Source organism: Bacillus sp. JK62 (assembly GCF_053663455.1).
In genome coordinates this window covers 11,002-23,731 of the sequence record NZ_JBSJQA010000007.1, presented here as the reverse complement: position 1 = coordinate 23,731, position 12,730 = coordinate 11,002, and the positions used below count along the sequence as shown (strand labels likewise).

The 12,730-nt window shown below is 47.9% G+C and carries 16 protein-coding genes; 9 read left to right on the top strand and 7 right to left on the bottom strand.

Annotated features, from left to right (window positions below):
* Positions 1-9: 9 nt before the first annotated feature.
* The 3 genes from ACWJJ4_RS16960 to ACWJJ4_RS16950 all read right to left on the bottom strand — a co-directional run bounded on the left by ACWJJ4_RS16960 (position 10) and on the right by ACWJJ4_RS16950 (position 1,339).
* Positions 10-201 (bottom strand): YfhD family protein, encoded by a 192-nt coding sequence (locus tag ACWJJ4_RS16960; protein ID WP_003155508.1) that lies wholly within the window; start codon positions 199-201, stop codon positions 10-12.
* 70 nt (positions 202-271) lie between these two features.
* On the bottom strand, positions 272-382 hold the full coding sequence (locus ACWJJ4_RS16955; protein ID WP_003155504.1) for a YfhE family protein: 111 nt from the start codon (positions 380-382) through the stop codon (positions 272-274).
* Positions 383-439: 57 nt separating this feature from the next.
* Positions 440-1,339: a TIGR01777 family oxidoreductase gene (locus ACWJJ4_RS16950; protein ID WP_025650232.1), complete on the bottom strand. Its 900-nt coding sequence runs from the start codon at positions 1,337-1,339 to the stop codon at positions 440-442.
* Between the two features lie 91 nt (positions 1,340-1,430).
* Here ACWJJ4_RS16950 and recX point away from each other — a divergent pair, with 91 nt between their 5' ends.
* From recX to ACWJJ4_RS16935, 3 genes are all read left to right on the top strand, one after another.
* Entirely contained in the window at positions 1,431-2,222 is a 792-nt protein-coding gene (gene recX / locus ACWJJ4_RS16945) for a recombination regulator RecX (protein ID WP_003155502.1), read from the top strand.
* A gap of 6 nt (positions 2,223-2,228) precedes the next feature.
* Complete coding sequence (locus tag ACWJJ4_RS16940) at positions 2,229-2,540, top strand: YfhH family protein (protein WP_146283705.1); 312 nt, start codon at positions 2,229-2,231, stop codon at positions 2,538-2,540.
* Between the two features lie 146 nt (positions 2,541-2,686).
* Positions 2,687-3,880, top strand: coding sequence for an MFS transporter (locus ACWJJ4_RS16935; RefSeq protein WP_454021840.1), 1,194 nt, complete (start codon positions 2,687-2,689; stop codon positions 3,878-3,880).
* A 39-nt stretch (positions 3,881-3,919) separates the two neighbouring features.
* Here ACWJJ4_RS16935 and ACWJJ4_RS16930 read toward each other — a convergent pair whose 3' ends face one another.
* The 3 genes from ACWJJ4_RS16930 to ACWJJ4_RS16920 all read right to left on the bottom strand — a co-directional run bounded on the left by ACWJJ4_RS16930 (position 3,920) and on the right by ACWJJ4_RS16920 (position 5,482).
* Complete coding sequence (locus ACWJJ4_RS16930) at positions 3,920-4,309, bottom strand: DUF2606 family protein (RefSeq protein WP_146283704.1); 390 nt, start codon at positions 4,307-4,309, stop codon at positions 3,920-3,922.
* Positions 4,272-5,183 carry a trypsin-like serine peptidase gene (locus ACWJJ4_RS16925; RefSeq protein WP_003155497.1) on the bottom strand — a complete coding sequence of 304 codons (912 nt, stop codon included), beginning with the start codon at positions 5,181-5,183 and terminating at the stop codon, positions 4,272-4,274. Before ACWJJ4_RS16925 ends, ACWJJ4_RS16930 begins: the two co-directional genes overlap by 38 nt.
* A gap of 146 nt (positions 5,184-5,329) precedes the next feature.
* Positions 5,330-5,482 (bottom strand): small, acid-soluble spore protein K, encoded by a 153-nt coding sequence (locus ACWJJ4_RS16920; RefSeq protein ID WP_003155495.1) that lies wholly within the window; start codon positions 5,480-5,482, stop codon positions 5,330-5,332.
* Between the two features lie 123 nt (positions 5,483-5,605).
* Between ACWJJ4_RS16920 and ACWJJ4_RS16915 the strand changes: the two genes are divergently transcribed.
* The 6 genes from ACWJJ4_RS16915 (at position 5,606) to ACWJJ4_RS16890 (ending at position 11,621) form a co-directional block, all read left to right on the top strand.
* Complete coding sequence (locus ACWJJ4_RS16915) at positions 5,606-5,875, top strand: YfhJ family protein (RefSeq protein ID WP_003155492.1); 270 nt, start codon at positions 5,606-5,608, stop codon at positions 5,873-5,875.
* Positions 5,876-6,006: 131 nt separating this feature from the next.
* Complete coding sequence (locus ACWJJ4_RS16910; protein ID WP_070081523.1) at positions 6,007-6,534, top strand: SH3 domain-containing protein; 528 nt, start codon at positions 6,007-6,009, stop codon at positions 6,532-6,534.
* Between the two features lie 85 nt (positions 6,535-6,619).
* Complete coding sequence (locus ACWJJ4_RS16905) at positions 6,620-6,955, top strand: SdpI family protein (RefSeq protein WP_070081524.1); 336 nt, start codon at positions 6,620-6,622, stop codon at positions 6,953-6,955.
* Positions 6,948-7,808 carry an alpha/beta fold hydrolase gene (locus ACWJJ4_RS16900; RefSeq protein WP_070081525.1) on the top strand — a complete coding sequence of 287 codons (861 nt, stop codon included), beginning with the start codon at positions 6,948-6,950 and terminating at the stop codon, positions 7,806-7,808. The genes ACWJJ4_RS16905 and ACWJJ4_RS16900 overlap by 8 nt, the downstream gene beginning before the upstream one ends.
* A 210-nt stretch (positions 7,809-8,018) precedes the next feature.
* Positions 8,019-8,999 carry a glycosyltransferase family 2 protein gene (locus ACWJJ4_RS16895; protein ID WP_003155484.1) on the top strand — a complete coding sequence of 327 codons (981 nt, stop codon included), beginning with the start codon at positions 8,019-8,021 and terminating at the stop codon, positions 8,997-8,999.
* Between the two features lie 36 nt (positions 9,000-9,035).
* On the top strand, positions 9,036-11,621 hold the full coding sequence (locus tag ACWJJ4_RS16890) for a YfhO family protein (protein WP_454021824.1): 2,586 nt from the start codon (positions 9,036-9,038) through the stop codon (positions 11,619-11,621).
* Here ACWJJ4_RS16890 and ACWJJ4_RS16885 read toward each other — a convergent pair.
* Positions 11,618-12,601 (bottom strand): metal-dependent hydrolase, encoded by a 984-nt coding sequence (locus tag ACWJJ4_RS16885; protein ID WP_003155481.1) that lies wholly within the window; start codon positions 12,599-12,601, stop codon positions 11,618-11,620. The genes ACWJJ4_RS16890 and ACWJJ4_RS16885 overlap by 4 nt on opposite strands.
* Positions 12,602-12,730 lie beyond the last annotated feature (129 nt).

Below are 12,730 nucleotides of genomic sequence, written 5' to 3'. Positions count from 1 at the left end.
GATTTCGTATTAGCGGGTTTTGCTTTTAGCTCTGTTGTCAGCGGCTTTCATCCGCGCCTGCGCTTCGCGGTCAGCGGAATCAGCAAGCTCGCTTGAATATTCCTCGTACGTGCCGTCTGTTTCGCGTTTCAAAGCATCCGGAACTTGAGGAAGTTTTTGTTTGTTTTTATCACGGTTTTTGTGAGTATGATTTCTGCCCATATCAATCGCCCCCTGAAAAAAGTGATATCAAACAAACATAGTATCTGCCCGGTCCCGATCTTTATTCAGTTTATTTCCGTTTGGCTGCTCTTTCCGCTTTTTTGAATTCACCGGAATAAAGGACTTCCTGCATTTTTTTCAGATTGGCTCCCTGCTGATGTTTTTCGCGCTTCTTTTCCATAAAAGAAGACCCTCCTTCAAAACAGAATACCAATAGGATTGGCTTTTATTTCCGTTTTTATGCAGATAAGAGATCCTTTAAAGCCAACTCAAGTTCTTCATACGTAAATTGAAAACCGGATGTCAGCGCCTGCTTAGGCAGGGCGCGCTGGCCTTTTACGATCAGCAGGCTCATTTCTCCCAAGGCCTTCTCCAGAAAAAATTCCGGTACGGGAATCCAATGGGGGCGGTGCAGGACGCTTGCGATCGTCTTTCCGAATTGCTTCATTTCTACGGGGTTCGGCGATGTCACATTCATGGGACCGGACAAGTCATCATGCTCCGCCGCAAAAGCAATAAGTTCCGCGGCGTCATCGACATGAACCCATGACAGCCACTGCCGTCCAGAGCCGACGGTGCCTCCGGCTAACAGCTTATAAGGAAGAACCATGAGCGGCAGGGCGCCTTTTTCACCGAGCATCACCCCGAATCTGGCATATACCGTCCGAATGCCGAGCGCTTCAATTTTCTGGCCTTCACGCTCCCACATATGAGCCGTATGACTGAGAAAGTCTTCATTTGACGTATCGGACTGCTCAGTGAACGTTTTCTCTGTGCTGGTGCCGTAAATGCCGACGGCGCTTGCCTGAATTAAAGCCCGGGGTTTTTTCGGCTGCTGCTTCATAATCCGTCTGACTTCTCTCGTCGCTTCTACCCGGCTTGAGATGATTTGTTCTTTCGTTGTGTCCGTCCAGCGGTCAAAGATGGATTTGCCGGCGAGGTTCACCCATACATCAATAGGGGGAAGCTCGCGCTCAGGCGCCGCGTTTTCGGCCAGCCATTGAACATATGTCACATTTTTTTGTTCGGTTTCTCTCTGTTTTCTTGATAAAATATAGACATGATGTCCCCGGCGGGTAAGCACACCTGTCAGATGCCGGCCCAGAAAACCAGTGCCGCCTGTCATCGCGATATTCATATCCATCTCTCCTTACACGTTGATACATATACTGTACCTCATTTGCCAAAAAGAAAAACGCCTGAACATCGGGGCGGGAAAGGAGACCGGGATGCCGTTTATTACAAAAATATCGACCCAAAAGAAAAATACCGAGCGCTTCAACATCTTTCTTGATGAGAAATATGCATTCAGCGTCGACGCCGACGTGCTTGTGCGTTTTGACCTGAAAAAAGGGAAAGAACTGGACGAGCTTGACATTCTTGAAATCCAGCACGGTGATGACGTGAAAAAAGCCTTTAACCGCGCCGTAGAATTTTTATCATATCGGATGCGGTCTGAAAAAGAAGTCCGGGATCACCTGAAGAAAAAAGAAACACCGGACATGGTCATTTCTGAAGTCATCCATAAACTGTACGATTACCGCTACTTAAATGACAAAGAATTTGCCGAAGCCTATGCGAGCACCCACAAAAAAACAAACGGTAAAGGCCCTGACGTCCTGTTCCGCGAGCTGAAAGCGAAAGGAATAGACGACGATACCATCAAGGAGACGCTCAGCGCGTTTACATTTGATGAGCAGATACAAGAAGCGCTGAAACATATCGGCAAAATCCTCAAAAAAGACAAAAAGCTGTCCACAAAAGAGATCAGACAGCGGGCGCAGATGCAGCTTCAGCGAAAAGGTTTCCCTTTCGACGTCATCAATGCCGCTCTGGAGCAGACGGAGTATGAAAATGATGATGAAGCCGAGATGGAAGCTCTGAAGGCTCATGCGGAAAAAGCGATCAGGAAATACCGCTATGACGGCAGCTATGAAAGCGGAATGAAGGTCAAACAGTACTTATTCAGAAAAGGATTCTCGATTGACGATATTGATCAATTCTTGCAGGAAGAGGAGTAAACTGAAATGGACAAACGATACAGTCAAATGACGCCTCATGAACTACAGACAGAAATTGCGGGACTGACGGAAAAAGCGCGAAAAGCGGAACAGATGGGCATTGTAAATGAACTGGCCGTGCTTGAACGGAAAATGACGATGGCCAAAGCTTACATGCTGAACCCGGAAGACTTTCGGCCCGGCGGGGTGTATCAGATAGAAGGTTCTGATGACACTTTCCGCATTGATTACATCAACGGCGTATTCGCCTGGGGACAAAGATCTTCCCCGTCTGACGGGGAAGAAGCACTGCCGATTTCCGTTTTAAAAGAAAAATAATAACAAAAGAGGCCGGTTCCGGCCTCTTTTTCTTTTCGGGCACATTCGTTTCAACCTTTCAGTAAAAAATGATTGAATTCATTTTTGATATCTTTTAAGATGGAATTCGTTGTTTTTTAATAAAAAGGAGGCGATTTGCGTTGAATATCAAAATGAAACAGCCATCTGTGAAATTAATGATTTTTGTTTTAATGATTTGCACATTTTCCATCGGGTATACGGAATATGCTGTCATGGGTATTCTGACGTCGATTGCCGATGACTTTCATATACATGTATCTTCAGCGGGCATACTTGTTACGGCGTACGCGGCAAGCGTCTGTCTGACGGGCCCGATCGTAACCATTATCGCGGTTAAGCTGCCGAGAAAGCCGGTGCTGCTAGGGTTGATGGGCATCTTCGTCCTTGCCAACCTGATGAGCGTCTTTGCGCCGAACTTCGCCGTGCTGGCGATTTCCAGAATTTTATCCGCATCCATTCACGGAGCTTTTTTTGCGATCGCCATGGTGTTTGCGAGTGAAATGGTGCCGCCTGAAAAACGTTCCGCCGCCGCGGCTTCCATGAACGGCGGATTAACCGTGGCGCTGATGCTCGGCGTTCCGTTCGGCTCTTATTTAGGGGATGCCCTTAACTGGCGGGCCGTCTTTTTCATTATTTCCGTTTTAGGCCTGATCGGACTGATCGGCCTGATGCTGGTCGTACCGAACCGAAAACCGAAAGTGATTCCGATGCTGATGAATGAATGGAGTGTCTTTAAGCATAAACAAGTGATTTTTTCCTTTGCGATCACCATTCTCGGCTACTCAGGCGTATTTATCGCTTACACGTTTATTGAGCCGATTTTAAGAGATTCAGCGGGGTTCGGCACAGTCGGCATCACAGGCGCGTTATTTGCCTACGGTCTCGGCGGAGTGGCGGGGAATTTCTTCGCGGGGAAAGTGCCGCTCAAACTGCTGACGCGCACGATGATCGGTGTGATGATCGGCTTGATCGGCGTCTTGGCGATTTTCCCTTATATCGCTGTCTTTCCCGCCGCCGCCGTTTCAGCGACATTTTTGTTCGGCGCCTGTGCGTTCGGCACGCCGCCGCTTTTGCAGACCAAGGTTATTTCTTCCTCTGAAAACGGCACGACAATAGCCGCTGCGGTGAGCGTTTCCGCCTTTAACCTGGCAAACGCGCTCGGCGCCTGGATCGGCGGATTGATTCTCGGGGGAACGGGATCTTACTCATGGCTGTTTGCCGGCGGTGCGCTGATGACGGCTCTCGGCCTTGTGCTTTCCACGTTCGCTCATCTGTCTGAGAAGAAAGATGTTTATGAATACCAAGTGCATAAAGGATAACAAAAAGCTTGCAGGGGATATTCCGCCTGCAAGCTTTTTTCAGTGTTTCAATGTAAAACTGATCACCGTATGTTTATCACTCTCAGCTAAGGAAATATTCCGGGTTTCCGGTACTCCGTCTTTTTCAAAAACGACGGCATAGGTTCCTTTCGCGCCGCTTTTCCATGCAATATCGCCGTGGTGATCAGTCTTGCCTATTATCTCTCCGCGGTCTATATTCGGCTGATGATCTGACTCCGCCGCTTTCATCACGGTAACCGTCACACCGGCCGCCGGTGAACCGTCTGCATGCTCAACATGGAGTGTAACGGGCATTGCCTTTTTGGCGGCGGAATCATCCGCTTTGCCGCATCCGCATAAAACGGCCGCCGCGAGAAAGATAACAAAAGCTTTATTGATTTGACCAATATTGAATGTTGTCGAATACACTGTTTGTCACCCTTGTTCCCAGATTGTAAGACGACCCGCCGTTTGTATGAATGGCAATGGCGGTCTGGCCGGTGTCGCTGTAATTGCGGTAAACGGGCGATCCGCTCTGGCAGCCGAACGTATCTGTCGTGTAAGTGAGTTTATATGTCTCGGCAGAACGTATCGGCTTGCTGTCCGACCACATGGAACCGGACACTTTGTCGCACGGATATCCTGTCACGGTTGAGGAAAGCCCGGCCGGACTGGAACTGTTGGTCGTCCGGTAGCCGTACCAGCCGACAGTATTCCCGGGCGATCCGTTTACTTTGATTGCGCCGTAATCATAGTTTGTGTCACCGTTTTCTGTCCACCCTTTGACACTGTAGAATGTCTTGCCTGAATAAGAGCCGTACGGGTACGATGACCCGTTGCGGCCGGGAGCTGCCGTAATTTTCGATGCCCAGCCGTTTTTCTGATCATACACGCAATGTCCCGCCGTAACGATCGTGTCGGCATTGACAAAAAAACCGGTGCATCCGTAGGTGCTTGTGCTGCCGCTGTATGTAACGGTCAGCTGTGCTGTCGCGCGATATGGAAATGATGTTGTGGGAGAAATTCTGATTCGTTCGTCTGTCCCAATAATACTGGAAGGCTTTAATGACTTGATGTCAGCTTTGCTGTTTTGTGCAAGCTGTCTTTTGGTGAGGCCCGTTCCTTCATAAGCGGGGGATGTCTGTGTTGTTTGTACAGGCTGATTCTGATTTGCGTCAAACTCCTCACCGCTGTTTGATACAGATGTCTGCGGGCTGCCCGCTGCTTCAGCTGAAACAGCAAATAATGAAACTGACAGTAAGAATGCGGTAAGGCTCAGCAATCGTTTTGAAACTGTCTTCATTTTATAAAACCCCTCCTTTTTTGTCTACCGGCTTTCGTTTTAACATTTAACATATTATGGAATTTATTTAGCGTTATGACCGCAAGAGGATGTTTTTTTTCGCAAAAAAAAAAGACCGGGTCATTCCCGGTCTCTTACGGTGTGTGTTATCGTCTGCCTGAAGCTCTCATGCGCTCTTGCGGGTGCGAATTAATTGAACCGTCCGCCCGTTTAGAAGCGTAGTCATCCTTTGCCCGCGGTTCGCCTTCAAACTTATTATTGTTCTGATTAGGAAATCCTTTTGCCTTGTTCCGGACCATTTGTTTTCCCCCTCGGCCAATATCAAAAGGTTGCGCCTTCTGGACTGAAGACGTAAAGTTAGTATATGCCTGTGACGAGCTGCGTAAAAGCAGCAGGTTTTCCCAAGGAAAGGAGACAGAGACATGAATACATATATCGACAAACTGACGAATTTGCTGCTTGAGAAAAATGACATGCTCAGCTATTTGCAAGCGCGGACTTGGGTTGAGCTTTTATGGGGAGATTTCGAAGCGACTTACGCAAAAGCCGGCCGCCCGTATCAAGGAGAGCAAATGACGGAACGCGTCGTCAAGGAATGGATCGAATCATACGGCAGCAAGCTCCATATGTTCCAGAGCGTTCGGGAAGACGTTTCTCATTATTTGGATCAAAGCAGGGGTCTCCTGCATTAATATAGCAGTGCGCCCGCCGGATACCGTCCGGCGGTTTTTTCTTTTTATAAAAGAAATGGGAAAATCATGTTTGACGACCGGCGGAATGTGGAAATGTGTAATAACTTATAAAATAGCGGGGAGGAACCACAATGAACATGAAAAAGGGGTTAACCGCATTTATTCCGGCCGCAGGACTTTGCTTATTTTTAGCCGCAGGCACCGTTTTTTTTGATCCGGCAGCGAATGCCGCAGCAGTTCACCAGACAAAAATAGACACCGCAGCAGATACATATATCGTGAAAGCAGGAGAACTTAATGTCCGCAAAGAACCCAATAAACAAGGGCGGATTATCGGCACGCTTCGTTCAGAGGATTCCGTAAAGGTTAAACGGCTTCAAGGAGCAGATTGGGCTGAAATTGACTACAAAGGTCACAAAGCCTATATTTCCACGCATTTTCTGATGAAGCAGCCGGTGAAGGCGGTGACCGCGAAACAAACCGATTTTTATACGCCGACTTTGGAAACCGGCAAAAAAGGGTCCGTTAAAGCGGGTGAAACCGTCAATGTGCTCGGCTGGGGGTTCAGCCATGACGGAGGGTTTGACCGTAAATGGGCGTACATCACATACGGCGGGAAAGCAGGTTATGTGAAAACGGCCGACTTAACTCAAAAATAAAGATTCAGGCAGGCGAATGAGCCTGCTTTTTTTCTGAAACCTTTCGCCTTTCCTTTCGTAAAAGATGAAAAGGAGAGTGATGGATATGATAATGGTGATCGGCGGCCTTCTGATGGCTGCGGCCGGCATTTCAGTCACATTTTTTCCGCCGAAGTCGATCAACAGCCTGTACGGATATCGGACGAAGCGCTCTATGGCGGATGAGTCGCAGTGGAAAGAAGGCAATCGATTCAGTGCGCTCCTCATGATTCTGTTCGGCCTTATTTCGGCGGCAGCTGGATTTTCGGGCAGCCTGCTTATCCGGCTTACTCAGCCGTTCGCCCTGATTGTTCAGGCCGTATTGTTGATTGCGATCAGCGTACTGATCATCGTCTTAACAGAAAGAAGATTGAAACAAACGGGGAGGAGAATCGATGAATGACATTACGTTTCACATGATCGAAACAAACGGAGTGACGCTGCACACGGCTTCAGCCGGTCCGAAAGACGGTCCTTTGGCGGTGCTGCTGCACGGGTTTCCGGAATTCTGGTACGGCTGGAAGAGTCAGATCAAACCGCTGGCGGATGCCGGATACCATGTTGTCGTGCCTGATCAGCGCGGCTATAATCTCAGTGACAAACCGGAGGGCATTGAAAACTATACCATTGATACGCTCAGAGACGACATTATCGGGCTGATCACTCATTTTACAAATGACAAAGCCGTCGTCATCGGACATGATTGGGGAGGAGCCGTGGCCTGGCATTTGGCATCCACGCGGCCGCAATACGTTGAAAAATTGATCACGGTCAATATCCCGCACCCGGCGGTTATGCGGAAGGTCACACCGTTCTACCCGCCGCAGTGGAAGAAAAGCTCTTATATCGCTTTCTTTCAGCTTCCGGAAAAGCCGGAACGGAGATTGTCTGAAGACGATTACCGCGTATTGGATCACGCGATCGGCTTATCCGAACGCCCGGCGCTTTTTTCACGGGAAGATGTCGACAGCTACAAAGAAGCATGGGGCAGAAAAGGAGCGCTCACGGCGATGCTGAACTGGTACCGGGCGATCAGAGCCGGCGGTTTAGGCCCTGCCGTTCCGCTTAAAATGCCCGTTCCGTACCGGTTAATATGGGGCGTCAACGACCGCGCGCTGAGCAAAAAGCTCGCCAAGGAAACAAAACGGATGATTCCAAACGGCGACTTAATCTTCATAGATGATGCCTCACATTGGGTCATTCACGAAAAACCGCGCATCGTCAGCCATTTGATTCATGAATACCTTCAGCAATAAAGTCTGTCCCGCGTACAGACTTTTTCTTTTTTTTCTCATATCTGCCGAAAAACATGACAAAATATAAACCATATGCAGAAAAAAATTTCTTTCTCTGTAACAAAAAAAGGGTTTAAACGTCATTAAAAAAAGGAAAAGCCTTACTGAAGTTTTGCGGACAATTCCTTTAAGGCCGTCCTAAAAAAAGAATAATACAAAGAAGGTGCCTTCATGAAACAAAGGTTAATCTCAATTATTATTCCGTCTTACAATGAAGGGAACAACGTCAAGCTCATTCATGAATCTTTAAAAAAAGAATTTCAGACGATTCATTATGACTATGAAATTTTCTACATCAATGACGGAAGCGCGGATGACACCCTTCAGCAGATTAAAGAACTGGCCGCCAGAAACCATCGCGTCAAATACATATCTTTTTCCCGCAACTTCGGGAAAGAAGCGGCCATTCTGGCAGGATTTGAACACGTGCAGGGCGAAGCGGTAATCGTGATGGACGCCGATCTGCAGCATCCGACCCATCTCCTGAAAGACTTCATTCAAGGCTATGAAGAAGGGTATGACCAAGTCATCGCGCAGCGCAACCGAAAAGGGGACAGCCCCGTGCGTTCCGTGCTTTCTTCCCTGTATTATAAATTTATCAACAAAGCCGTCGAAGTGGACTTGCGTGACGGGGTCGGAGATTTCCGCCTGCTGAGCCGGCAGGCCGTTGATGCCCTTTTGAAGCTGAGTGAAGGGAACCGTTTCTCGAAAGGGCTGTTCTGCTGGATCGGGTTTGACCAGAAAATCGTATTTTATGAAAATGTCGAAAGGAAGAACGGCACGTCCAAATGGTCATTCAGCAATCTGTTCAACTACGGAATGGACGGTGTCGTCTCCTTCAACAACAAGCCCCTCAGGGTATGCTTTTTCACCGGTATTCTGATATTGCTTCTGTCGATGGTTTATATTGTAACGACCTTTGTTCATATTCTGACACACGGCGTGTCCGTACCCGGATACTTCACCATTATTTCCGCCGTGCTGTTTTTAGGGGGCATCCAGCTTTTGAGTCTCGGCATCATCGGAGAATACATCGGCCGGATTTACTATGAAACAAAAAAACGCCCGCACTATTTAATTAAAGAAGCGAATATAACGTACGGAGAACAAAATGAAACGAATTATACAAAAAAGCGCAAGTGGAACCATTAAACAGCCGCCGCTGTGCGCAGGGTCTGGGGACGTTGTATGAAAAAAAATAAATGGATCTTGCCGGCAGCCTGTGTGCTGGCTGCGGCAGCCGCTCATATTTTTTTCTTAAAAGAGTGGTCGGCAGGCCGCTATATGACGGGGTCTGGAGACGGGATCGCCCAAATGGCGGTCTTCAAAAAGCTGCTGTTTGATCAATATATGAACGGCAGGCTGTTTTACAGCTATTCGTTCGGACTGGGCGGGGGAGTGTACAGTCAGCTCGGCTATTATTTCTCTACTTCTTTTCTATTCCTGTTTATCTCCGCCGCTGTCCGCTTTTTGCAGCTTATTCAGCTGACGGGTGAGGCTGATGCGCTGTTTTGGGCGCAGGCCTCCGTTTTTATCAGCATCGCCAAGCAGAGTTTCATCATATTCACGGCGGCTTGTGTGTTCCGCTATTTCGTCAAACGGACGGTGCCTGCTTTTGCCGGCGCCGTGTTGTACGGGGTCTCGATTATCTACTTCCGGCATGAGGTGTATTGGGACTTTTTCACTGACAGTATGGTGTGGCTGCCGCTGCTCGTGCTCGGCGCGGAAAAAATCATCAGGGGAAAAAAGCCGGCGTGGTTTATCTTCGCCTGTGCGCTGACATTGATCAACAACTTTTATTTTGCATATATTAATCTGATTTTCATCGGCATTTACATCTTATTCAGATGGATCATTCATCTTGAAGACAATGAAGCCAAAAAGCTCACTCAATGCAGAATGTTTATTCTGTCAGGTCTGCTCGGCTTCGGCATAAGCGCAGTCTCCTTTATCCCTGTCGTATACGGATATCTTCATAATCTGCGGCCGCCGTATTCAGAGCAAATTGCATGGCTTGATTTTTCCGACAACATTTTATTTTCAAGCCGGATAATCATTCTGCCGGCGGTTTTTTTGCTTTTTCTATTTACATTTTCTTTATATAAAAACCGGCTGTTCCGGCTGTTTGCGGGAATCAGTCTGCTGTACATTCTGTTTCACTTCAGTCCGTTTGCGGCAAGCGCCTTTAACGGTTTTTCAGCTCCGCAAAACAGGTTTGAATACGTCCTGTGCTTCACGATTGCCGGAACGGTTGCAGCAGGGCTTTCTAAGCTTTCAGACATCAGCATGAAGAGTATGCTGATATCCGCCGTACTCGCCGTTCTGCTCTATTGGAGCCAAGTGAGACGGTTCAGCCTGGATATTTCTGATCAGGCCAACCTGCCTATCCTGCTCCTTCTGGGGCTGACCATTGCCGCTTTCCTTGCAGCAAAGACAAGACTGAAAGGCGCGGTGCCCGCCGTCTATGCCGTCATTCTCTTGACGGCGGTGCTGACGGCTAATACATATGAAAAATATGCGTTATCAGAAGGCGGGAAGATTTATACGGTATCGCATACCTTTATGACGGGTCCTGACTATAAGGGCAAAGAACAAACAGAGCTTATTCAGCGTCTGAAAGAAAAAGACCCTGATCCGTTTGCCCGTTTAGATTGGATGAACGGTGTTTTCAATAACACCCCGATCATTTACGGGTTCAACGGATTCAGCGTATACTCAAGCATCCTGAACCGCAATCTGCTGTCCTTTTACTGGAACGATCTCCGGATTGATATGGGCAGAGAAAGCGTCAGCCGCTATGCGACATTAGGAAACAGGGCTAATTTATACAGCCTGCTTTACGGAAAATATTATATGACGGAAAAAACAAACGAGGCCGGCGTGCCGTACGGGTTCAAAAAAATCATGGAATCATCCCATTATGCGGTTTATCAAAATCAATATATGCTTCCGTTCGTACGGACAGCTGATCGCATATATAACGAGGACGGCCTGAAAAAAGCGCCCGCCCTTGCCAGAGAACGGGCAATGCTTGACGGGATCATCACGGAATCAAGCGCAGCCAACACGAAAAAAGCGCCTGAGGCGAAAAATATGATCCGCCATGCAGAGATAGCGGCCGAACATGGCGATTATCATAACGGCATCCTGACGGTAAACGAAGACGGCGGCGGCCTGATCATTACGCCGCAAGCCGCTAAGATGGACGGCGGCGATTATTACGTCAGCTTTTATTTGAAGAATAAAGCGAAGGACCAGGGCTTTACATTAAAAGTGAACGATTACACGACAACGAGAAAATCGAATCAATCCATTTACAAAACAGGTGTCAACGATCTTACTGTCAGAGTGCCGAAAACAAAAAACATCCAAATCCGTCTGCCGAAAGGATCGTATCAGCTTGACAGACTGGCGCTTTACGAAGAACGGTACGATACGCTGAAAAACGCATACCGAAAAGCGGAAAAAGAACCGCGGGCCGATCTCAGATGGCGCGGAAATACGCTTCATATCTCGTATGAAAACAAAACCCGCGCACCGTATATCATGCTTCCGATTCCATATGAAAAAGGCTGGGAGCTGAAGATAAACGGCAGAAAAGAACAGATTGAAAAAGCGGATTATTCCTTTATCGGATTTAAAGCGCAAAAAGGAAAAAACGATATTCAATTAACGTATTACCCGCCGTTTTTTAAACCCGCGGCCGCTCTATCGGTGATCAGCCTCGTGTTTGCCGCTATATATGTGAGAAGACAAAAAAAGCCCGGCTCTTAAACAGAGCCGAGCTTTAATTTTTTCTGCAGTTTTTCCTCGCTGAAAATCCAGCCCGTGTAGGAAGAGAGAAGCTCTAAATCATGACTGAGGTGGACGATGGCGACAAAAGGATAGTGGCCTTTGCTCCGGTAGCGCAAATCAATAAAGCGCACCTCATAATGATCTTTAAAAGTATCGACCTCCCACCTGTAAACGGGGGAAAATGAAAGAAAGGCTGCAATATTTTCGTCCTGTTTCGCGGCCTTCATCACGTCGGTTTCCGGAACGGGCACGCGGTTGAATGTATCCAATATCACGACATGGCCGTCAAGGCTTCTGCCGACATAAAAGGCATGCGCCGTCGTCACGGCGATACGCCACTGCCTGAATTTCATCGTCGGCGAAATAATGATGGTTTCAATCTCCTCTTCAATCATTTCGCGCAGCCTTCGCTTTATCCGCAGCTGCATCAAAAACCGGACGGCGTAATATCCTGCGAGGATGATATAAAGCATCAGAAATGTCACGCCCGGATGACCTCCGATATACCACACGGCAATCGCGGCCAAGTGGCTGACGAAAATAAACGGATCAAAGGTATTGATTAAACCGAGAGCGATCCATTTTCTCGAAAACGGACGGATGGCCTGTGTGCCGTACGCGTTAAAAATGTCAACAAACACATGCAAAACGACAGCCAGAAGCGTCCACAGCCACAGGTGCAAAAAGTTCGCTTCCGGATAAAACATAAACAAAATGCCCGGAATCAGAACGGACCAAAATAATACGGCGGGAATGGAGTGCGTGAATCCTCTATGATTTCGAATATAAACGGCATTATTTTTCAGCTTCAATATGGTATCAATATCAGGTGCCTGAGAGCCGGCAAGCGCGGCGATCATAACTGCCTGAGACATGGGGGTGTGCATGCCGACGGCAGGATCAAGAGTTGCGATTCCGCCAAGCGCGATACCCATGACAACGTGAGTGCCAGTATCCATTGTTGACCTCCTAGCAGGCGTTAAAAATCAGCCGCCCGCATATTTCGCATTATAAGATATTCCCCATTTTCTGTTTGCCCAATCATGGCGTTTATCCGCCGTTCTCATATGTTTCCGCTTTTTCTTTAT